The sequence below is a fragment of the Plantibacter auratus genome, from assembly GCF_050587365.1.
GTDB classification, from domain to species: domain Bacteria; phylum Actinomycetota; class Actinomycetes; order Actinomycetales; family Microbacteriaceae; genus Plantibacter; species Plantibacter auratus.
In genome coordinates, this window is the sequence record NZ_JBOBFV010000001.1 from 1,272,603 (window position 1) to 1,294,743 (window position 22,141).

A 22,141-nucleotide genomic window follows, 5' to 3' on the forward strand; every position below is an offset into this window, starting at 1 on the left:
CGGGTCGTGGGGAGTCGAAGGGGAGGCGGAGCTACATCGCGTTCCACGCGGCGGCTGAGGTCGACGCAATGGTGAACGTGTCGCCGGTGGCGGTGTTGCGGAAGAAGGCCGTGATGGTCTCGCCCGCGGGGATCACGCCGAGGTGGTTGTTGTGCGTGAAACTTCCGGAGCCACCGACGGTGACGTTCGAGGTCGAGCCGACGGCGGAACCGTTCCGCTGGATCTGCACGTCGTAGTTGCCGGTCGGCACGTTGTCGTACCGGACGCCGACGTCGTAGCACCCGTTCCCGCCGCTCTGGCAGGCGTGCGGCCCGGTGGACTTGAACAGCGATCCGCTCGGCTTCGGCGGCGGCGGATCGTTCACCGTCACCTGGACGGGGCCGGCCTCGGGCCCGGTGCCGCCCGGCCCGGTCGCGGAGACGTAGAGCTGGTAGGTGCCGGATGGGACCTGGCCCTGCATGACCTTGCTGCCCGTGGATTCGCCGGAGTACACCGCGCTCGAGCCCTTCATCACCCGCCAGGTGTACTTGTCGACGCGACCGCCGGTGTCCGCCGGGGCCGACCACCGCATCGTCAGCGTCGACGGGGCGTCGCCCGACGAGTCGATCGAGGGGTTCTGCGGCGCGCTCGGGACGCCGTATGCGGTCGCCGTCTCGGCTCCCGAATCAGCGCTGTTCCCGACCGCGTTCTTCGCGTAAGCGCTGAAGGTGTAGCTCTGCCCGTTGGTCACGTCGAAGGAGCAGTCGTTCCCAGGAGCGCACTGCCGGTCGCCGCCGCCCGTCCACTTCACCCAGTGCGACTCGATCGGCGAACCGTTGCTCGCCGGCGAACCGCCCACCACGACGACGATCTTGCCGCTCTTCGCGCTCTTCACGCTGATGGTCGGCGGATCGGGCACGTCCTTCACGATCACCGTGATGCGACCCTGGACCTTTCGGTTGGGGTCGTTCGTCGCGTCCTGGACCGTGTAGATGACGCTGACGGTCCCGCTCTTCGACGAGCCGGGGGTCACCGTCACCGTGCTCCCGGAGAAGGTCGCCGTCGCGCCGCCGGCCGGCGCGCTCTCCACGGTGGCGTCGACGATCTTGAGGGGGGTGTCGGGGAACGGGTTGTAGTCGTTCGCGAGCACGCTGATCGACTCGGCCTTGTTCTTGCGGCCCTCTTCGACGCGGTCGTCGATGGCACGTGGGAGCGGCCTCGTCGAGGAGACGACGCGGACGTTGATCGACCCCGGGACGGAGTACTCCTTGTAGTTCACGGTGAACGTCAGCGTGGCCGAGGTGCCGGGTTGCGTCCCCTGAGGAGCGGAGATCGAGACCTGCGAACCGGAGAGGCTGCCCTGGACGCCCGCGGTCGTGCCGCCGAAGCCCTGGTAGGTGAGCGCCGCGAGGATCTTCGGGTTCGGGTGGTCGCTCGACGCCCGCAGGTCGACGGTGATCGGCGCCTCACCGGCCTCGATCGTCACCGTCGGCGGGGTGAACGTCGGCGGGACGTCCTCGAGGTCCGGGTCGCCCACCGTGATCGGCAGTGTGAGCAGCTTGCTCTCGCGGCCGTCGGTGGCTTCGAAGCTCACCGAAGCGGGTCCGCGGTAGTCCTTCGCCGGGGTGAAGGTGATCGTGGCGTCGTCGATGTAGCTGGAGGTGCCGTTGCTCCGGAAGTTGACGACACTGCCCTCGGAGGCGATCGTGACGGGCTTGCCCGAGGGCGCCTCGGTGATGTCGGAGAGCTTCCAGGTGCGCGTCTCGTTGACCTTGACGATCTGCTCCGGCAACGGACTCTTCATCCGCGGTGGCTCGCCGTCGGTCGCGGCCGGCACGATGATGAACGCGGCACCGCTCAGCTGCGTGACCGGGTCCGTCAGGCGGTAGGCGATCGCCTGGCGTCGGTCGGTGAGGGTCACCCGGATCGTGCCACCGTCGCGGACCTCGCCGGAGGCGGCGTTCACACCTTCGAGGCTCGGCTGCAGGTCGTCGATCAGCCCACCGGGGTTCTGCGCGCCGTCGAGCACGTCGATGTCGATGGTCTTCTTGCCGACGATGTCAGCGTCCTCGAGGACGTGGTCATCCGCCTCGGGGAACTGCGGCTTCGCGTCCTTCGTGACCTTGACCTGGATGTAGGCGCTGTCGATGCCACCCTTGCCGTTGGTGATCTGGTACCGGACCGTGAAGAACGCCTCCTCCTCCGGCACTTCGATGACGACACGGCTCTTGCTGACCTCGGCGGTGAGGCCGTCGTCCACCGAGAGCAGCTTCGGTTCGAGTTTGAGCTTGTACCCGTTCGGGTCGGAGTCGTTCGAGAGCACCGGCACGGACGCCACCTTGCCCGGCAGGACCTCGATGTAGTCGTCGACCGCGTTCGGCTGGCCGTCGACCTCCGGGCGTCCGATGACCCCGATCTTGATCGTGCCGACCGCGACCGCGCCGTAGGTGTCCTTGACCCGGTACTGGAAGGTGTCGGTGCCGGAGGAGTCCGGAGCCGCCTCGTAGACGAACCAGGTGCTCCCCTGATCGATGACGCGACCGAGCAACGGTGCCGAGGCGATGTCGTCGACGACGACGGAGTCACCGTTCGGGTCCAGGCCGTCGAGCGGGACGTCCACACGGACCGTCGCACCCGCGAACACGCGCGAGGTGAGCAGCTGCGGTACGGGCGGCTGGTTGTTCTTCTTGTCCTCGCCGACCACGTTGAAGGTGACCGTCGCCGTGTCGGCCTCGCCGAAGGTGTCGTACACACGGTACGTCGTCGTGTAGGTGCCCGGTTCGCTCGGCGCCTGGAAGCGGACCTCGTCGTCGTCGACGAAGGCGAGGCCGGCGGTCGGATCGTCGACGAGCTGGCGGTCGACGAGCATGACCGCCGCGTCCGGGTGGTAGTCGTTCTCGAGCACCGCGACGTTGGCGATGTCGCCCGCGCGGACGACGACGGCATCGTCGGTCGCGACCGGTGCCTGATGCTTCGGCAGCGGTGGCACCGGGACGACCGTCACGGCCGCCTGAGCCGACGAGGTGCCGTCGGACACGACGTAGGTGAACTGCAGCTGCTGCTCGATCGGCGCGGAGGAGGACACGCGGATGACCGCGCTGTCGAGGACCTCGACGGACAACGAGGTGGACTCGTCGGGAACGGAGACGGACTGCACGGCGAGCACCTGCCCACCCGGCGACTCGTCGTTCGCGAGGACCGGGATCGTGATCGTCTCGTTCGGACGCAGATAGCCTTCGTCCTTCACGGCGACCGGCGGACGCACGTCAGTCGGCTTCTCGAGGACGTCGACGCGGATGAGCCCGATGCTCGAGGCGATACCGGCGCCGAGCGTGTACTTCAGGTAGTAGGTGCCGGGCTCGTTCGAGGAGACGGTGACCGACTGCTTCTCGAGGCTCGGCGAGGACACGAGACCGCCCTGCAACGCTTCGACGCCGATGAGACCGAGCGGGGCCCCACTCGGTGACTGGTCGTTCGCCAACGGCTGGACGAGCGCGGACTCGCCGACGAAGGTCGAGACGAAGTCGGGTGTGCCGATCGGGCTCAAGGCTCCGGCGGGCTGGACATCGACCTTGAGGGTGCCCTCCGCCGAGTTGACCCCGTCGGACACGACGAACTTGACGTCGCGCGGGCCCATTTCGGGCGAGGCGTGCGTGAACGTGACGAAGCCGTCCGGGGTGAACCGGACGAGGTCGCTGGACGCCGGTGAGGCCGACTGGACGAAGATGTCGTCGCCGTCGGGATCACGCCAGTCGGCGAGCACGTTGTAGGTGACCGTCTGCCCGGCCTCGACCGACACTGCGGCCTCGCGATGCGACGTCGGCGGCTCGTTGACCTCGGGTGGCTTGATGGCGATGCTCACGTTCGCTTCGGCCACGCCGCCTGGGCGGCCGTCGTTGACGGAGTATCGGAACGACGTCGTCCCGGCCACGAAGCCCTCGGCCGGGGTGAACTGGAGCGCGCGCCCGCCGTCGATGTACTCCAGCTTGCCGGTCTCGGCCGCGACGTCGCTCGTGTTCTGGATCGTCAGGACGTCGCCGTCGGCGTCGGAATCGTTGTCGAGCAGTGGAAGAACGGTCGCGCGACCCGGGCGGACGCCGAACGCGTCGTCGCGGGCGATGGGCGGACGGTTCTCCTCGGTGCGCTCGGCGAGCGTGTCCTCGAAGGACTGCTCGGAGGCCTTCTCATCGCCGTCCTCGCCGTCCTCCTCCTGCGGGGGCGTCACCTCGTCCCAGTTGTCGACGAGACGCATGTTCGCCTGCACGAGCCAGGAGTTGCCGGTCTGGACGTTGTTGAGGGCGATGACCGAGCGGTTGACCCGGAAGACGAGCTGCTGGCCGATGGTCTCCGGGTTGATGTCCTCGATGACGGGCTTCTTGTCGGCGCACTCGGCTGCGTAGCGGCTCGATGAGGCCCAGGCTCCGTGCATGCAGCCGTCGAGGTTGACCGGTGCCGTGACCTCGGCAGCGCTCGTCGCCGCCGTCGTGACATCGGCGTCGAGCACCTCGGGGTCGCCGCCGCCGAGCGGGACGCGGACGAGCGAGTCACCGGTGGCGATGACGGCGGCGTCGTCCGATGCCGACGGCTCTTGGATCTTCAGCGGTTTGCCCGGCAGCTCGACGACGGAGCCGTCCTGCTTCACGAGGTCGCCGGACTTCACGTCGAGGATGACGGCCTGCTCACCGGCCGCACTCAACTGGTAGTCGTCGAGCTTCGGGAGCTTCGACTCGGTCTTCGTGCCGTCGGGCAGGATGCGGTAGAGGCGCCCCTTCGCGGGTGCGACCGCGAGGATGGTGCCCGTCGAGGTGACGACCGCTTGACCGGCCTTGCCGATGGACACGATCGGCTTCGTCTCCGTGGGGTCGAAGCGGAGCTCGCCCGCGGCGTCGACGGACCAGAGCTTGCCGGTCTCCCCCGCCACGACCGAGAGTCGGTCGCCGCCGTAGTGCACCGTCGCGCCGGTCGGCAGCGAGACACGCTGGATGAGGCTCGTGAAGGCCGGGTCGATGCGCTCGAGCGAGGACAGCGCCTTGTCCTGGAGGAAGACGTCGTCGCCGTCCTGCAGCACGTCGGCGTTGTTCGACGCCGTCGACACCGCACCGTCGAGTTCGGAGATCTGATCGTTGAGACGCCCCGCGAGGAGCGACTCGCCGTTGGTGACCCAGACGTCGCGGGACTCGAGGTCGACCTCCGTGACCGGGAAGCCCTGGTGGATGAGCGCGGCGGTCACCGGTACGGCGACGAGGACCGACAGGGCCGTGATGGACGCCGCCGTCTTGCGTTTGCGCAGCCAGGCACTCCAGTTGCTCACGGTCCCCCAGGTGATGTTCGGTCAAGCATCGGTCGATGCGCCACGCTGCAAACGCGGAGTCACTCTAACAAAGAAGTCCGTCATGGAAAACGGTTGCGAGGGTCAACCACGAACCGGTTGTCCCCCGCCGACGTCCGCCTGATCTGCGTGGTCGAGGAGCGGGAGGTCACTGGCGTCCACGAGTCGGGTCGAGACCGCGTACTCGACCAGCCGTGCACGACGGCCGGTCGCGAGCTTCCCCGGCCCACCGCGGAGCCCCTGCACCCCGAACTTGTCGAGCTTGTCGCAGACGTTGTCGAGCTTGCGGTTGAAGGTGGTCTGGCTCCAGCCGAGGCGGGCGGCAGCGGCGGCCGACGCCGGGATCTCGCCGCGACCGGGCGACGCCTGGCGCAGGACGTCCTCCGCCAGGGCGACGATGAGGAGGCGCTGGCTGCTCGTCAGGTGGATCGGCCCGACCGTCGTGGTTCCGGCGGTGGTCGTCGAGAGCTGCGACGGACTGAAGTACTCGAGGTCCGAGGTGATCGTGAAGTCGTAGGTCGTCGTCCCGGCACTGAACAACACCTGCAGCTCGGGGAACACGATCGGGAGCCGGGCACCGGGCGCGAGCCACGCCTGCACGTTGCCGGTCGTGTCCGTCACCGTCGCGGAGAGGGTGTTCCCGATGTTCGTGAGCCACCAGAGCCCGGCATCGAAGGTGACACTGAGGAAGGTGCGATGCAGGAAGGGGTTCTCGTCGACGACGAGGTCGCCCTCGCGCCCGATCAGGAACGGCTTGCGTGCGTCCACGGCGTACTCCTCGCCGCAGAACTCGACGCGCACCGCCGTCTTCGTCGTCGCCGTGTCCGTCGCCTCGTCCGTGGTCATCGTCTGGTCCCCCTGTGGTCGGTCATCGTCTCGCTCCAGCTACTGCTGCGAGCACATCTCGAGTGGATCGGGTGAGGTGACGCCGCCTCGGACGATCACCACCTCGATGCACAGCTGCGCACCCGGAGCGCTCGGCTTCAGGTCGACCGCGTACGTCGAGGTCGGTACCTTCGGCGAGTTCTTGCCGCTGCTCGTCACCTGGTAGATGTACGAGTCGCCGTCCTGCGGATCCGGGTTGTCCCAGATGAACGTCACGACGCTGCCGTCCTCGCTGATGTTCACCCCGAACGGCTTCGGCGAGGGGACGTCGCTCAGTTGGATGGGCGCCCCGGTCGCCGCGGCCGTCGGCTTCGGGTCGGCGGCGGCGCCCTGCCAGATGATCCCGGCCGCGATACCGCCGACCGCGAGCACCGCGACGCCGCCCGCGACGAGGAGGCGGGTCAGTCGGCGACGTCTGGCCCGTCCGGCGGCGTCGGCATCGGGATCCTCCGTGGGAACTGCAGCCGCGGTCTCGAGGCGGTCGCGGCGGATCGTCTCGGAGGGCACCGAGGCCGCTCCGACGGTGATCGGCGCCGACGGCTGGATCGGTTGGACGAGCGGTCCGGCCGAGCGCACGACCGTCTCGTCTTCGATGGACGGCTGCACACTCGGCACGCCGGGTCGGGGCTGGGCCTCGACCGTCGGGACCTGCCGGACCCGCGTCTCGTCCGACGCACTGCTGGACGTGTCCGGTCGGGGGGCCTGCGACTGCGGCTGTACGAGGTTCGGGATGTCGATGGGCGTCGGCGCGTAGGCCAGCTCCATCTCGACACGCTGCAGCGCCCGCGCGAAGTCGACGGCGTTCTCGAAACGGTTGGCGCGGTCCTTCGCGAGGCCCTTCTGCAGCGTCGCGACGAGGGACGCCGGTGCGTCGTCGCGCCCGAGCGGGGTGACGGTCCCGCGCTCGATCCGGCTGATGAGGTCGGCCGCACCGTTCGACTGCCCGGGGATCTCGAACGGCGTGCGTCCGGCGAGCAGCGTGTAGACCGTCGCGGCCAGGGAGAAGACGTCGGATCGGACGTCGGGATGCGGCTCGTCCTCGAACATCTCGGGCGGTGACCAGGGGATGGAGAGACCCACCGTCTGGGTACCCGAGGCGCCTGTCGAGCCGACGTCGCCCGGCCGCCCGGGGCCGGCCGTCGACGGCACCTCGAGTTCGACGGCCTGCGAGATGCCGAAGTCGGTCAGCGCCGGCCAACCGTACGCGTTCGTGAGCACGTTGGCCGGCTTGATGTCGCGGTGGAGGATGCCGGCCGCGTGAGCGGTCGCCACCGCACTGGCCAGGCGGACGCCGGTCCGCAGCGCGTCGGCGACGGCGAACCGCCGCAGCTTCGCCTGCTCGGCGAGGCTCGGCCCCGCGCAGTACTCCATCGCGAGGTACGGTCGGCCGTCCGGGGCGACGTCCGCCGTGTAGATCGTGACGATGTACGGGTGCGCGGAGAGCTGCGCCATGAGGTTCGCCTCGGCGACGAAGGCCTCGCGGGTCTGCTCACTGAGGTGCTCGGCGAGAAGCACCTTGACGGCGACCTGACGCCGCGGCAACTGCTGCTCGTACAGGAAGACGTCGGAGAACCCACCGGCTCCGAGCTGTCGTTCGAACCGCAGCCCGGGGATGGCCGGCGGTTGCGAAGGTGAGCGGCGCACGTCAGCCCTCTCGGACGCGCAGCGCGACGCCGCCGCCGAGGTCGATGACGGTCCCGACGATCACCGGTGTCGGCTCCCCCGGTCGCAGGGACTGCGGCGCCTGACCGGGCAGGACGACCTGCGTGCCGTTCCGCGAGTGGAGGTCGGTGACGACGACCGTGCCGCCCTCGACCGCGACGCGCACGTGGCTCCGCGAGATGTCGTCTCCCGTGAGCGTGACGAGCGTCGGGACGACCGACGCCGGGACCTGCGAGACGCTCGGCGCCCGGCCGAGCACGACGGGTGAGGCCAGCGACTGGCGAGTGCCGCCGGGGAGCTCGAGGTAGGTGAGCGGCGTGGCCGACGGGGTGGTCGATCGAGCAGGCGGGGTCTCGGCCGCGCGACGCGCACGCAATGCGGCGAGATCCTCGGCGAGGATCGTGTGGCCGTCGTGGTCGCCGAGGTCCGATGGTCCGGCTGCTGCGGGTTCCGGCGCGGCGACTGCGGTGGGGGCCGCCTGCTGGTGCGCCGACGCCTCGGCCGCCGCGCGTTCGGCGTCGCCGGCCTCGTCGACCGCCGCCGCACCGACCGGACGGAGCACGGTCTGGCCGAACAGGAAGTCGTAACCCTCGTCGACGGGCTCCTCCGGGGTCGTCGGGGTCTCGTCCGGGTCGTCCTCGTCGTGGAAGAACTGGGTGTCGGAGACGGACGGCACGACGTGGAGCGGTTGAACGGGCTCGACGTGCGCAACCGGGGTCGCCTCATCGCCGTCCGTCCCGTCGTCCGCGTCGTCCGAGGTCGCCGCGGATGCAGCGGGCTCGGCGGGGGCCGGGACGGGCGGGGCCGCGAGCTGCTCCGCCGCGGTCGGCGTGCTCGTGGACGACTCGGTCGGCCGGCGCTCGTCGGTGGTCGGAGTGGCGAGGGAAGCCGTGGCCTCCTCGTCGAGGGTCGCCGTGATGGAGGTCGTCCAGACGGCTCCCGACCCGAGCGGGAGGCGCACGCCGGAGGGGTTCGGCTGGTCGCTCCGGAGCGTGACGCTCACCGCGTCGGCGTGGTGTTCCTCGACCCAGGTGGTCGCGCGGGCGCCCAGGACCGTCTCGGTCCCGGCGGCGCTCGTCACGACGGCGGCCGCGAGCCCGCGCACGATGACCGTCGCGCCCGATTCGTCCCAGACGGCCGCGGCGAACGCGGGCGTGTTCGAGAGACCGCCGGCCGCGAGGCGGTCGACGATCAGCGACAGCGACGCGTCGCCCGGGAGGTCCGCGGCGAATGCGGCAGCGGCGGTGTCGTCGCCCTGGGCGTCGACCAGCACCAGTCTTCCGGGCCCCGCCACAGCGAGCCAACGGCGGACCTCGGCCGGTTCCATTTCGTACGAGTACACGGCCACTCCTCTAGCCTCGCGGCATCGTCTCTTCAAGATACCCGAGACCACCCGCGTCATCGTAGCCGGGGCCGCTGGACATCAGCGAGGTCGACACGACGTCGACGACGAGCGCGGTCACGTTGTCCCGTCCGCCGGCGGCCAGCGCGAGCTCCACGAGGCGGTCGGCGGCACCCTCGAAGCCCTGCGACAGGACCTCGGCGATCCGTTCGTCGGACAGCTCACCGGTGAGCCCGTCGGAGCAGAGGAGGAACCGCTGCCGCCCGGCGACGGGGAGGAGCCAGACGTCCGGGTCGATGCCGGCCTCGACACCGATCGCCTTCGTCACGATGTTGCGGTCGGGGTGTTCGCGCGCCTCCTCCTCCGTGATGGAACCGGCGTCGACGAGTTCCTGCACGGCCGAGTGGTCGACGGTGATCCGACGGAGCGCGCCATCGGCCCAGGTGTACACGCGAGAGTCGCCGACGTTGAACACCATCCAGTGCAGATCGGTCTGCGGCGACAGCGCCACGAGCGCGAGACCCGCGACGGTCGTGCCGATGACCCCGTTCGGCGTGGGGATACTCCGGATGACCGCGTTGGCGGCGACGATCGTGGTCACGACCGCCTCGGTCGTCGTCGGCATGCCGATCGGGATGCCGCGTTCGAGCGCCGCCGCGACCTCACGGCTCGCGACCTCGCCGCGTTCGTGCCCGCCCATGCCGTCGGCGACCACGAAGGCGGGCGCGCCGGCGTAGAACGCGTCCTCGTTCAGGCGTCGGACCAGCCCGGTGTCGGTCCGGCCCTCGCTGCGCAGGGTGTGCGTGGACCGCGCGGTCTCGATCGTCGTCATCCCGTGCCTCCGAACGTCGCGGGCAGTTCGGGGACTGCTCCCGGCCAGCTACCGTAGCGCGACTCGAGGTCGGCGAGCTTCAGCGAGACCGACTGCCCCGAGTACGGGATGGCAGAGACACCGATCTGGGCGAGAGCCGCTGTGACGGCGGCCTGGTCACGACCCGCACCCGTGACGCCTAACGTCACGTACTGCTCCGGTGACTCCTCACCCTGCGACCACACCTGTCCCAGAACGAAGTCGAGGAGAGCCGCGTCTCGTGTCTCGCCATCCCCCGCCGCGATCTCCGCGGTGAACGCTTCGTCGAGTTCCACGTTGACCGAGAGGTACCCCCTGGATCCGTCGTTCGCTCGCGCGATGCGAGCAGTCACACCGTCGATGGCCTGGATGGCCTCCACCGACTCGTCTATGGACCGAACCGGACCGGACGGGGACGGATCGCCGGCCGGTGGGCGCTGAGCGCTCGGCATGAACGTGCACCCTGCGAGGAGTCCGCTCAGCAGCACCGATGCGATGAGCGATGCCGTCGTCCTGCGCCTCACTGGCGGGTCCCCCGGTAGTCGACGACGGTCTGATCGCCGCTGAAGAACGGGTCCGCTGAATCGACGAAGGCATCGACACTCGGGTCGCCAGCGCTCGCCACATGATCGGCGAACTCCTCGTACCGATGCGAATTGTGCGAGAACGCGATTCCCGGGCCATCCTCCTCGAGCTCCTGCGTCGCCGGGTCGATCAACCGTGGTGCGTCGCCCTGCACCGTCGTCCAATTGGCCCTGTCCGGATTGTCCCGTCCGTCCAACCGTGCCACTGGGTCCTCTTCGAACTCGAGTGACAGCACCTGGACGTCATCGGGGATGTCGTATCGCGCGACCGGCGAGCCCGCGGTGGCGACATGGGTGATGTTGAAGGGTACCGACGGGTCCGAGGCGATCAACCCGGCCGTGATCCCGCCCAGGCTGAACCCTTCCAGCATGACCGGATCGGTCGATGAGATGCCCGCGGCGCGCATGGCGTCGAGCACCGCGGAGGCCAATGCGGTCTGCTCCCCCTGCATGGCGACGACGTCGGAGGTGGAGTCGTTCGCGGCGGGCCCCGCGTCGGGATTCCACACCTGGGTACTGGGTATCTGCACGATGTACGACTTCGGCGGGCCAGCGCTCTCCACGATCCGGATGTCGCTGAAGTCGTCGCCGCCGATCCGATCGATTTCGCTCGAACCGTTCATGAGATCGCCGAGCCCCCGCACGTCCGTGTCCGGGACGGCATGAGGCTTCGGCTTCCCGTCGGCACCGACCTCGAGAGCGGCGGTGCCATCCTCGAAGAGGCCGAACCGGCCGCCACCGGTGGCGATGGCGTCGATCGCCTGCTCATAGGTGAGCGGCGGCCAGCCCTGGCCGGTCACGACCGACATGAGTCCGTTGAAGCCGGGCAACAACCCGGGGAGGAAGGTGAGGCCGGCCAGCAGGCCTGGAGCGCCGTCCGTGAGGATGTCCTCGATCCACGCGTTGTCGCCCAACCATTCGTTGGCCGCCTGACCTGCGATCGGAGCGAGTTCCTGCAGTCTCGCGAGTGCGTCCGCATACGTCGCGGCGGTCCGGTCGATGACCTCCTGCGGTGAGTAGGCGGCGATCGAGTTGGCGGTGAACAGTCCCGCGACGCCGGCCGGCGAGAGCAGCAGCCAGGGGTTGTCGCCGATCTGGTCCAGCGTCTGCTGGGCGCCCTCGACCAGCGAGTCGACACCCTCGACGACGACGTTGACGCCTGCCACGGTGAGCATCCACGCCCCGCCCACCACCGCCACGCCCGCAGCTGCGACGAGGCCCACCGGCACCGCGAGGACGCCGATGACGAAGGCGACCCCGTTGTGGAGGGCGACGGTCGCTGCGGCGATCAGCTGGTCGGCGGTCTCGTAGGCGACCACGGCGCCCTCGAGGAAGACGGCCGAGACGCCGGTCTCGGTCGCCACGAGGAGCAGGGAACCGGAGGCGAGGACGATGGCGCCTTCCGCAGCCGCCCCCGTCACCGGCGACAGGATCATGGATTCGAGCAGGTCGCCGTCGACCGCTTTCGCAGCGGCCGTGCCCGAACGCCCGATCAGCTCGGTCGACAACGTGGCGAGTTGCTGCGCCTGCAGTCGCATGTCGTCGAGCTTCGCGCCGACGCCTCCGGCTCCACCGGAGACCGTGATGCCGCTCATGCCCGTGCTCCCTGGATGGTCGCGGCGATCGCCAACACCTCGGCGACGATGTCCGCGCGACGGACGGCCCGGAGCGAGACCCGGGTCCCCTCGGCGACGGTGGACGGGTCCATACCCGCCGCTTCGACGTCCGGAGTGTCGACCGACACGGCGACCCAGCCGTCGGCACCACGGAGCCACGTGTCCGTCCACCGTCTCATGGGCTCCCCGCTCCGCGAGAGTGCGTCGAGCCGGAAGCCGCCGTCGATCCGCTGGGCGACGCCGCCGAGGAGCACTGCGGCCTGCGGGCTGTGGAGCTGTCCGACGACCGCGCCGACGACGTCCGGTCGGTCCTGTCGGAGCGCGAGGACGAGCGCCTCGGCGTCCGCGAGCGGGAGGACGACCACCTCGGTCGAACGACCCCGCGTGTCGGGGACGTCGTGGAGCGCGGAGAGGGGTCGCAGGAGTTGCTGCGCCAGGCCGGCGGTGTCGAAGGCGCGGATCTCGACGGCGTCCTCGTCGCGCGAGGCCGCGCCGTGCTCGGCGACGGACGCGTCCGAATGGTCGACCCGCTGCGTCCGCAACAGCGCCAGAGCGTGCGCGCCGATCACGGAGACGGACTGGATCGCCGTCCGGTCGAGGGTCCAGCAGGAGGCGTCGACGGCCGCCGTCGCGAACTGCGGCATCGACAGGAAGGCGGCGAAATCGGGATCGACGTCAGCGGTGAGGTCGTCCGGGAGGGTGTCGTCGCCACGGGCGAGGAGTCGCCGCTCCCGGAGCCGCGCGACGGCTCGCTGCTCGCGCTCCCGGACCTCGGCGGGCTGCACGTCCGAACCCCATTCGGTGTGGAAGGCGGGTGGCAGCACGATGTGCGGGGTGCGGTGCTCCAGGACGTGGAGTTCGTCAGCGGTCAGCAGGAAGGCTGCCGCTGCCGGAGCCGGGCGGGTACGGGTCATGGGCATCAGGGGGTCCATCCTCGGCTGCGGTAGAGGTCTGCCAGGTCCAGCCAGCTGCGGTCACCGGGTGTCGGAAGCGATGGCGTGGAGGCGACGATGTCCTTGGCCTGGTGCACGAGGAAGTCCGGGACCTCCTGGCCGAAGAACTCGAACACCTTCGCGGCACCGTCCTTGACGGTCTCGACCGCGCCGGAGACGAGGTTCACCGCGTCGTTCCAGCGGTCGCCCACCCAACGCGCGGCATCTTCGATGAGCTGCTTCACGTGTTCGACGGCGGTCGCGTGCGCGTCGAGCTTGTCGGCCGCGTCGTCGAGCTGCGTCGCCGAGTTCTCGAGCGAGACCGCCCGGGTGCCGAGCTGCTCGATGAAGGTCTCCGCCGCGGTGGAGGTCCACGCGAGCTCGGCGGCCGAGCGGAGGTCTCCGGCACGGCTACGGACCTCGGTCGCGAAGGTTCGTAGCTCCGTCGCGCGGAGGCGGATCTGTTGGGTGTCGCCGTACACTGCTCGCTCCTCGTCGCGTGGTGCTGCGTCGCTGTCGCCGTGGGTCGCCTTCGCCGGAAAACCCGCGCGCCCTCACCGACACCTGGTCGGGAGGGCGCGCAGAGCGAAGCCGACGGTGGTGACTACTGGCCGGCGCCGGCAGCGAGCGCTGCGTCGGTCTGCTCGAGCGTGGTCACAGCGTTGTTGAGGTAGCCCGACAGCTTGTCGAGGTGCTGGATCGTGACCGTCGCGCTCTGCGTGAAGGCCGTGTAGGTCTCGTTGAAGGTGCCGGACGCGGTGTCGGTCTGGAACCCGGAGGACACGAGGTTGTTGATGAGGGTCTGGAGGCGGTTGAGCGTGGTCTCGACCTCGCCCTTACCCGTCGTCAGGTTGACGGCGGCCTGCTTGATCTCGCTGTAGTTGACGTTGATGTTGGCCATGAGTCTTGCTCCTTCGTTGTGGTCACCGGCACCGTCGGTGCCTTCATCATGTAACCACAACGCCTCGCGGGAGCACATGGGGAGCACTCCCCATGCAGTCCCCACCCAGGGACGACGCCGCTCAGGCGACGGGGAACTCGGGCGCGATCGGCAGCTGCACGCGCGACAGTGCACCGCGGTTCGCGTAGATCCCGCGCCCCTGCGGGAAGTCCTTGCGCGCGAGCCTGGGGAAGGTCGTCCGGAGGACGAGGTCGCCCTCCATCTGCTCCGGCTGCAACAGGATGCCCCGCCTGGCGCTCTTGATCTCGCCCATGAGCGGCCAGGACGACGACCAGCCCGACACCTCGTTCTCGGCGATGACGAGGTGGTCGCTGCGCTTGATGGCCTTGATGAGCTCCACGAGCGGTGGGTCGGCGATGCCGTTGAGGTAGTCCGACAGCGTCTCGATGACGACGACCGTCCGGCCGGTCACCGTCTCGGACGCGATCGCCGCGGACAGCGCCTTCGCCTGCTCGGCGATCGTCTCGGGGGTGACGGCCGACTCGTCGAAGCGCAGCTCCCGCAGCAGTTCCGAGCGCTTGGAGCCGAAGTAGACGAAGCGCGTCGACGGATCGAAGCGTCGCATGGCGCCGACCAGGGATGCGACGGCGTTCGTCCGACCGCTGCCGGGAGGGCCGCCGACGAGGAACGCGCCGGACGGGTCGAACCCGATCGGTGCGAGGTCGGCGTCGCCGATGCCGAGTACGGGGCGGTCGCCGACCCGCTCGGGCAGTTCGCGCGCCTCGATCTCCTTCGGCAGTGCGCCGATCGGCGGGGCCGTGATCGTGGCTCCCGCGCGGGACATGGCCTCCGCGAGCCGGACTGTCGCGACCGACTGGTCCGAGAGCACCGGCGAACCACCGAGGATCGCGACCTGGACCTCGAGTCCGTCGACGATCGCCCGGCCGGCGGGCGACTCGGGGCCGAGGATGTCCTTCGGCACGCCGAGGAGCTGGTAGCCGGTCTCGTCCGCGAGGCGCAGCACCACGCGTCGCTGCACACCGGAGCTGATGTTCGTCGGGACGGAGCCCGGGCGGTCGGCCGAGAACGCGATGTTCACGCCGAGCTGCCGGCCGTCGGTGATGAGCTGCTGGAACAGCGTGTACCACGAGGACAGGCCGAGCGTCGTCTCGTACTCCTGCCGGAAGGACTGGAAGCCGTCGACGAGCAACAGGATGCGGCGCTCGTCGTTGCGACCCGAGACGCGGCGGTAGTCGGTGATGGACGACGCGTTCGCCTCGGCGTACCGGACGCTGCGCTCGTCGACGATCTCCTTGATCCGGCGGAGCAGTCGGATGACGCGCTCCTGGTCGTCGCCGGGGATGATCGAGCCGACGTGCGGCAAGGCCTCGAGCATGCGGAGGCTGCCCGCGCCGAAGTCGAGGCCGTACACCTCGACCGGACCGCCACGCGGCGTGATGCCCGCCGCGGTGGCGAGGGTCCGCAGGACGGTGCTCTTGCCCGATCCGCCGGTGCCGAACACGGCGATGTGGCCGTCGACGTCAGGCCGGAAGTAGACCGGGCGCTGCTCCTGCGAGTCCGGGAGGTCGGCGACACCGATGAGCAGTTCGGCGTCGGACCGTTGACGGAGCTTGCTGAGGTCGTAGACGGGCGCCAGCTCGTCGAGCCAGGGCCGTCGCGGCGCCGGGATGGATGCGCGGTCGGCTGCGGCGATGATGCTCGCGACGAGCCGCTGCTGGTCGGTGGGGCCGAGGTCGCGCTCCTCCTCGGCGTCGGCCGCGCGGGGCTCCTCCCAGCGCGTCTCACCGCCGAACCGCAGCTCCCGGACCTCGATGTCGGAACGCTTGGGCTCGTCGCTCGTCCAGCCGCCCGCATAGCCGGACTGGAAGATGCTCAGGCGACCGGGACCGGTCTTCGCGATGCCGCGGCCGGGGACGCCCGGGTCGAAGTGCGCCGCGTCCTTGACGCCGACCACGTCCTGGCTGTCGGACTCGTCGGCCATGCGCAGCGCGACGCGGAGGTTGGTGTTCGCGCGCAGGTTGTCCTTGATGACACCGGCGGGTCGCTGGGTCGCCATGATGAGGTGGATCCCGAGCGAGCGACCGCGCTGGGCGATGTCGACGACGCCGTCGACGAACTCCGGGACCTCGCCGACGAGCGCCGCGAACTCGTCGATGACGAGGACCAGGGCGGGTGGTGAGTCGGGGTCGCCCCGCTTCTCGAGCTCGAGGAGGTCCTTGGCCTTCTTCCGGTTGAGCAGGTGCTCGCGGAAGTGCAGCTCGGCGCGGAGGCTCGTGAGCGCCCGGCGGACGAGGTGCGGGCTGAGGTCGGTGACGAGTCCGACGCAGTGCGGGAGCGTCACGCAGTCCGCGAAGGCCGAGCCGCCCTTGTAGTCGACGAAGAGGAACGAGACGCGGTCGGGGCTGTACTCGGCCGCCATCCCGAGCACCCAGGCCTGCAGGAACTCGCTCTTACCGGCACCCGTCGTCCCGCCCACGAGGGCGTGGGGGCCCTGGGCGCGGAGGTCGAGGTGCATGGCGTCGACACCGCCCGATCCGACGGTCGCGCGCAGCTGGCCGGCCCGTCGGGGCTTCGGCGGGAGCCCGGGCGTGCGGTCGTGGATCGAGGAGTTCTGCCGCCAGCGGTCGACCACGGCGTCGCTCGAGGTCGTGAGCTCCGGCCCGAGCAGCGTCACCATCGACACCGACCGCGGGAGGTCGCTCGAGTCCTCGACGAGGGCGCCGGCGTCGATCACGGACGCCATGCGTCGCGCGTAGTCGAGGGCCGTCACCGGGTCGACGAACTCCGGGCGGGCGTCGTCGACGGAGTAGCCGAGGCGGACCATGCCGACCGTCGCCGGCGCGTCGACGCCGGCCCCGGCCTCCGGGACCTGCAGGAAGGTGCGGCAGGCGGCGGGGAGCGAGACGACGTCGTCGGCGATCCAGATCGGGAAGACCCCCGCGTCCGCCGCGATCTCGGCGAGCTGGACGAGGCGTGCGCGGTCGACGCCGACGTCGTCGGAGATGAGCAGGACGATCGCGGGGATCGGGGACTTCGTGCCGGTGTCGTTGGAACTCTTCGTCCCGATCTCCGCGCCGCGCTCCTGGGCTGCCTGCTTCTCGGAGATGGCTCCGCGTCGGGCGTCGCCGGCCCGGGCCGCCTGCAGGCGGGTCTGGACGAGCTCCTCGATCGCGGCCAGCAGCAGGTTGCCGCTCGACACGCTGTCGGCGAGGTGGCCGACGTCGAGCGGGCTGTTCGGCGAGGACGCGTGCGGGAGCCACTTGACCCACGAGAGGGCGTTCGACCACGCGGGCGAGACGATCGCCGAGACGACGACCTCGGCCGGCGAGTGGAGGGCGGTGAGCTGGACGAGGATGCCGTTCACTGCGCCCCCGGCCGTCTGCGGTGAACCGGCGATGCCGAGCGCGCCGGCGTCGTAGAGGTTGTCGATGATCGGCACGTCGGCGACGGTCGCGTACTGGTCCTTGAGCTTCTCGAGTCGTTCCTGGAACTCCGGCAGGAAGCTGTCGCGGGCCTTCGCCGAGACCTCGTTGCGCGACGGCATCGTGCCGACGCCGAGTCGGAGGTTCAGGAAGGACCAGTGCTCGGGGCGCCTGGTCCACAGCAGCGGCCCCCGTGTGAGCGCGTGCTTGAGCGCCTCGGAGGTGGACGGTGCCTCGCGCATGCGGACGTCGTGCTCGATCTCCCGCTCGGCCGCGAGCTGCTTGCCGAGGGACTCGAGCCGCTCGTCGAAGATCTTGATCTGCTGCTTGAGCTTGCGCTTGTTGCGCCCGCGACCGGTGAAGTAGTTGCCGATGAGCATGAGCGGCGTCATGGCGATGAAGATCAGTGACAGCGGGTTCTTCGTGAAGAAGTACATCGCGCCACCGAGGAGCATGGGCGTGAGCATGCCGAGGAGCGGGAACGGCTGGTTCTCGCGCTCGGTCGGCGGCTCGGGAGCGGGGAAGGTCTCCCCCGCGTAGCGTTGTTCGACGCGCGGCGAGCGGTTGAAGTACACGGGCCCGGCCTTCGGGACGACACCCGCGCGACCGACGGTCCCGGCGAAGCCGATTTCGACCTCGGTGTCGCCGATGAGCACGCGCTCCGGCTCGATGACCTTGAGTCGAGGCACGATGCCGCCGTCGACGACGATGCCGTTGGCCGCGCCGAGGTCGACGAGTTCGATCTCGCCGCCGACCTCGAGGCGTGCGTGACGCTTCGAGACGAGCGGGTCGTCGAGGACGATGTCGCAGCTCGCCTCACGTCCGATGGTCCAGCTGCCGGCCGGCAGGGTGAACTCACGGCCGGCGTCGTCGCCGGAGAGGACCCGCACGACGGCGACGGCGGGCGCCTGGCCGGTGCGCGCCGCGGAGTAGTAGACCCCCGCGTCGGCGAGTTCGATGACGGCACCCGAACCGACCCACGCCTCGCCGATGGGTGCCTCGGGCGGGAGCGGCAAGGTCTCGGTGGATCCCGGCAGGCGCGCGTGCAGCGTGAAGTCGGCGTTCGCGGAGTCCGGCCCCTGCGGGTCGACGCGCGCGATGGTCGACGCGACCTCCGCGATGCTCGCCGCCGCGTCCGTCGTCACGACGATGTCGGCGGACGACCCCGACGGCCTGGTCAACGTCAGCTTGATGCGCATGCAGGATCCCCTTGGAAGTGCGGGCCGCTGGACACGGCCCCGATCAGCCTAGCGACGGCTATCGGCTATCCGGCGGAGGGCGAAGCCTTGCTCTGCTCATCGGTCAGGGGCTTCTGAACATCCTCGGGGTCCGTGATCGTCGACGGGACCGGTGCCGGACTGAAGAACCCTTGCGCTGGCGCGGCCGACGAGCAGTCGTCCTGCGTCGCGACGATGACCGCGTCGACCTTCAGCTTGCCGTCGACCGTGGTCAGCCGGAACTCCCTGCCACTCATCGACCCGGTTCCAGGAGTGGACGGCGGGGGCGTTCCGTCGGCCGACGCCCAGTCGTCGAGAGCGCACCCACGTACCCGCGATCCGTCGCCATCAGCGGTCACGGACGTCACCTCGAACGGCAACGGGCCGGGAGACAACTCGGTCGCCTCGCCGTCTTGCAGGCGCTGCTCTGCAGCGCTCCACAGCTCGGTGCGCACCTCGTAGCCGACCGTGTCGACGAGTTCGGGCAGACGGAAGTCGTTGCGGTTCGCGGCGACGGCCATCGCGATGAGAGCGTCCCGCGTGGCCTTGACCGCCGCGTCCGCTTCATACGGCCCTGACGGCTCGCCATCCGGCCAGGACACCTCCGGGTACGGCTGTTCTGCCGGAGCCGGATTCGGCGTGCAACCGGCGAGCGCCACAACGAACACGACGACGGGAACGACGGAGGCGAGACGTCCGATCCGGGGGCGACCATGAGCGCGTGCGGTCATCAGTGCTCCGAATCGTTGTCGCTCTGGGCGTTGGCCGAGCCGTCGCGATACGCTCTGGCCAACGAGTCGAAGGTGGAACCACCGCGCTCCTCATCGAGGGCGTCGAGCAGTTCGTCGTTCCAGTCGTCGAACCACGTCTGCAGGTCGGTGGCGTTCAGCCCGCTCGGATCCGGCACTGCTGCAAGCGGACCCCCTGGGGTGTCGTGCTCGAGCTCCCAGACGAGTTGAGCCGTCTGCAGGCGGACTGCGTCCAGGCTCGCGTCCTGATGGCCTTCGAGGTCTTCCAGCAGCGCCGCGTGGTTCGACGCGAACCCGCCGTCGAGCGTGTCGCCACCCCATCCGATCAATTCACCGAGCGCGTAGCTCTGCCCGGCATCGATCACCGCACCGGCGGCGCCCCCGACCACCCCACCGAGGCCGGGGATCGGGATGAGCCCCACTGCCGTCTCGAGACTGTCGATCGCATCCATGATCGCCTGATCCTCGCGTGCCGCTTCGCCGAGTTGTTCGCCGGAACCCGCGCCGTCGACCATCCCCTGGAGAACGGCGATCCGCTCCGCCAGACCGTGGACCGAGGTGTCCTCGACATTCGACGCCGCGCCGACCAAGGCATCTTGATACTGCGACACGACTGATTCCAGGGCCGAGTGGCCATAGGGATCTGAGGCGGCGGCTCCGAGGACCTTGGCCAGGACGTCCTGCGACACGTTCGCGTAGACGCCCTCCTGGTCACTGATGCCGAAGAAGCTCACGGTCTGCGTCGGACCGTCTTGGCTGGTCTCCGAGTAGAGGGGTGCCTCGACGAGGCCGGGCATCTGCGGCGCGAGCGCCCGGACGATCTCGACCGAAGCGTAGCTGCTGACGTTCTCCCCCTCGAAGGACTCGTTGCCGGCGAGTTCTTCCATGATCTTCGTCGACAGGGTCGCGGCATCGACCCATGCGGGGCCGGTGGTGTCCACCGGCTGACCCGTCGTCGCGCCCGGCCCGCCTGTGGCGTACTGCGTCCCCGCCCACAGACCCGCTGGTCCGGCGAACTCGTCGTACTGCGACCAGTCCCGGTCTCCGTACCAGTATTCGACCCGGTTCTGTCCGAGAGAGCCCTCGCCTGTGACGTCGTCTCCGGAAGCGTCGGTCAACCAGTCGAGCGCCTCGTCCGGGTACTGTCCGAGGGTCTCGAGCACGCGCCCGGCCAGGTCGATGACACGAAGCCCGGGGACACCGGTCTGCTCCTCCTCGAGCAGCGCCAGCGTCGTGCCTCCAGGGAGCGGGGAGTTGTCCTGCCAGATGTGGTAGTTCCCGCGCTCCTCCTGGTCGATCATGTCGGCGAGCGCGAGCGTCGTGGTGACACCGATCGGGGCGTTCGCCGGATCGCCGAACAGGAAACCGATCGCCGCAGGGTCGCCGCCCACCCCCGTGCTGGCGTTCGCCATCATCTCCTCGGCGAAGTTCTGCCCTGTCAGCGGGGACCATCGTTCCGAGCCGACCGACAAGCCGCCACGCACGCTCTGCGCCAACGCGAGAGCCGCGGCAGCCGGGATGCTCCCATCCACCACCCCCCGGCCGAGCTCGTCGATGAGGCTGACGACGTTCTCGCCGCCCATGGCGAGGTTCATCTGGGCCATGACCTGCGGGTTCTTGCCGTACAGGTCGTAGAGCGTCTGCAGGTTCGAGACGTCGGCCTCGGAGTAGTCGCCGGAGGCGATCTGGTTCCCGAGCTCCGCCATGGCCTGCGCGACGGCCGTCGGCGTCAGCGAGCCGGAGTCGGTGATGCCTATCGCTGCGAGTGCCTGGCGCTGCGCCTCCCACGCGGTCGCGTTCGGCGGGGTCAGCGCGAGGACCAGGGTGCTGTCGGCCAGGGTGCGCTCATCGGCCAAGCCTTCGAGCGCGCTGCGGGCCAGCGTGAGATCGCCCATCGCCGCCTGTTCCTGAAGCTGGCGGTGCTGCGCCTGCTCCGGAGTCGGGCCACCTGCGGGGTCCGCGTACTGGCGGTTGATGACCTGGTTCGACTCGAACATGGTCTGCTTCACCGACGCGGCACGTGTGGCGATTCCGGACACGGTCTCGGAGTACGCGCCGATGGCCGTCCGAGCTGCGCTCAGGGCGGTGGTGACCGCATCGATCGTGGCCACCGGAGTGTCGAGGGAGGCCGTCCAGGTGACCGGCGCGTCTCCGCTCCAGACCTCCGCGGTCATGCCCGCCTGCGAGTTGGTCGTGACCGTGCGAGCCTCGCCGAGCGTCGTCTCCACCGTCTGCAGGCCGGTCGCGGCCGTTCCGAGCGATCCGGCGTCGAACAGTCCCGGGTCTTCCCTCGTCCAGTTGCCCATCAGCTGGCTCCTTCATCAAGCAATGCCTCGGTCTCCTGCCACGTGGCTGCGGCGTCCCTGGCGATCTGCGCGGCGTTCGTGATCTGACCCGACGCGAGCATGGTCTGCACCGTCGCCCACATGGCGAAGCTCTCGGCGGCACCAGAGACACTCGAGCTGGAGCTGCCACTCAGGTCGACGGCAACCTCGGTCGGAAGGCTGTATCCGCTCGTCTCCAGTCCGGACGCGATCGTCCGAATGGCTTCGACGTCGACGAAGAGCTGATCCCCGGCCATAGTTCCCCTTGGGTCGTCACGGAACCGGCGACCGTCTGACAGTCACCGACAGCAGGTTTCGCCCCGCCGGC

13 protein-coding genes and 1 pseudogene are annotated in these 22,141 nt (G+C 69.8%); all 14 read right to left on the bottom strand.

What is annotated here, in order from left to right:
* Positions 1-31: 31 nt before the first annotated feature.
* Positions 32-5,290 carry an Ig-like domain-containing protein gene (locus ACQ3HE_RS05995; RefSeq protein WP_430891675.1) on the bottom strand — a complete coding sequence of 1,753 codons (5,259 nt, stop codon included), beginning with the start codon at positions 5,288-5,290 and terminating at the stop codon, positions 32-34.
* 102 nt (positions 5,291-5,392) lie between these two features.
* Positions 5,393-6,154: a hypothetical protein gene (locus ACQ3HE_RS06000; protein WP_079705255.1), complete on the bottom strand. Its 762-nt coding sequence runs from the start codon at positions 6,152-6,154 to the stop codon at positions 5,393-5,395.
* A gap of 39 nt (positions 6,155-6,193) precedes the next feature.
* A complete protein-coding gene (locus ACQ3HE_RS06005; RefSeq protein WP_430891676.1) occupies positions 6,194-7,837 on the bottom strand; it encodes a serine/threonine-protein kinase in 1,644 nt (547 codons plus the stop codon).
* 1 nt (position 7,838) lies between these two features.
* Positions 7,839-9,197: an FHA domain-containing protein gene (locus ACQ3HE_RS06010; protein WP_139382412.1), complete on the bottom strand. Its 1,359-nt coding sequence runs from the start codon at positions 9,195-9,197 to the stop codon at positions 7,839-7,841.
* A gap of 10 nt (positions 9,198-9,207) precedes the next feature.
* The gene (locus tag ACQ3HE_RS06015) at positions 9,208-10,029 is read right to left on the bottom strand and encodes a PP2C family protein-serine/threonine phosphatase (RefSeq protein WP_159877938.1); all 822 of its coding nucleotides are present in this window, start codon (positions 10,027-10,029) and stop codon (positions 9,208-9,210) included.
* Positions 10,026-10,427 carry a hypothetical protein gene (locus ACQ3HE_RS06020; protein WP_164486925.1) on the bottom strand — a complete coding sequence of 134 codons (402 nt, stop codon included), beginning with the start codon at positions 10,425-10,427 and terminating at the stop codon, positions 10,026-10,028. The genes ACQ3HE_RS06015 and ACQ3HE_RS06020 overlap by 4 nt, the downstream gene beginning before the upstream one ends.
* A 140-nt stretch (positions 10,428-10,567) precedes the next feature.
* Entirely contained in the window at positions 10,568-12,226 is a 1,659-nt protein-coding gene (locus tag ACQ3HE_RS06025; protein ID WP_079705250.1) for a hypothetical protein, read from the bottom strand.
* Positions 12,223-13,167: a hypothetical protein gene (locus ACQ3HE_RS06030; protein ID WP_430891677.1), complete on the bottom strand. Its 945-nt coding sequence runs from the start codon at positions 13,165-13,167 to the stop codon at positions 12,223-12,225. The genes ACQ3HE_RS06025 and ACQ3HE_RS06030 overlap by 4 nt, the downstream gene beginning before the upstream one ends.
* Positions 13,167-13,664, bottom strand: a pseudogene (locus ACQ3HE_RS06035) (putative T7SS-secreted protein); the annotation flags it as partial. The gene ACQ3HE_RS06030 and the pseudogene ACQ3HE_RS06035, both read right to left, overlap by 1 nt.
* A gap of 119 nt (positions 13,665-13,783) precedes the next feature.
* Complete coding sequence (locus ACQ3HE_RS06040) at positions 13,784-14,080, bottom strand: WXG100 family type VII secretion target (protein ID WP_056008215.1); 297 nt, start codon at positions 14,078-14,080, stop codon at positions 13,784-13,786.
* Positions 14,081-14,201: 121 nt separating this feature from the next.
* Positions 14,202-18,722 carry a type VII secretion EssC family protein gene (locus ACQ3HE_RS06045; RefSeq protein ID WP_430891678.1) on the bottom strand — a complete coding sequence of 1,507 codons (4,521 nt, stop codon included), beginning with the start codon at positions 18,720-18,722 and terminating at the stop codon, positions 14,202-14,204.
* 65 nt (positions 18,723-18,787) lie between these two features.
* Positions 18,788-19,471, bottom strand: coding sequence for a hypothetical protein (locus ACQ3HE_RS06050; RefSeq protein ID WP_430891679.1), 684 nt, complete (start codon positions 19,469-19,471; stop codon positions 18,788-18,790).
* A complete protein-coding gene (locus tag ACQ3HE_RS06055) occupies positions 19,471-21,795 on the bottom strand; it encodes a hypothetical protein (protein ID WP_430891680.1) in 2,325 nt (774 codons plus the stop codon). Before ACQ3HE_RS06055 ends, ACQ3HE_RS06050 begins: the two co-directional genes overlap by 1 nt.
* Positions 21,795-22,070 carry a hypothetical protein gene (locus ACQ3HE_RS06060; protein ID WP_079705244.1) on the bottom strand — a complete coding sequence of 92 codons (276 nt, stop codon included), beginning with the start codon at positions 22,068-22,070 and terminating at the stop codon, positions 21,795-21,797. Before ACQ3HE_RS06060 ends, ACQ3HE_RS06055 begins: the two co-directional genes overlap by 1 nt.
* Positions 22,071-22,141: the final 71 nt, after the last annotated feature.

Excerpts from the sequence above, each read along its gene's own strand:
- ACQ3HE_RS06000 (WP_079705255.1), bottom strand. The coding sequence starts at position 6,154 with ATGACCACGGACGAGGCGACGGACACGGCGACGACGAAGACGGCGGTG.
- ACQ3HE_RS06015 (WP_159877938.1), bottom strand. The coding sequence starts at position 10,029 with ATGACGACGATCGAGACCGCGCGGTCCACGCACACCCTGCGCAGCGAG.
- ACQ3HE_RS06025 (WP_079705250.1), bottom strand. The coding sequence starts at position 12,226 with ATGAGCGGCATCACGGTCTCCGGTGGAGCCGGAGGCGTCGGCGCGAAG.
- ACQ3HE_RS06030 (WP_430891677.1), bottom strand. The coding sequence starts at position 13,167 with ATGCCCATGACCCGTACCCGCCCGGCTCCGGCAGCGGCAGCCTTCCTG.
- ACQ3HE_RS06040 (WP_056008215.1), bottom strand. The coding sequence starts at position 14,080 with ATGGCCAACATCAACGTCAACTACAGCGAGATCAAGCAGGCCGCCGTC.
- ACQ3HE_RS06045 (WP_430891678.1), bottom strand. The coding sequence starts at position 18,722 with ATGCGCATCAAGCTGACGTTGACCAGGCCGTCGGGGTCGTCCGCCGAC.
- ACQ3HE_RS06050 (WP_430891679.1), bottom strand. The coding sequence starts at position 19,471 with ATGACCGCACGCGCTCATGGTCGCCCCCGGATCGGACGTCTCGCCTCC.
- ACQ3HE_RS06055 (WP_430891680.1), bottom strand. The coding sequence starts at position 21,795 with ATGGGCAACTGGACGAGGGAAGACCCGGGACTGTTCGACGCCGGATCG.
- ACQ3HE_RS06060 (WP_079705244.1), bottom strand. The coding sequence starts at position 22,070 with ATGGCCGGGGATCAGCTCTTCGTCGACGTCGAAGCCATTCGGACGATC.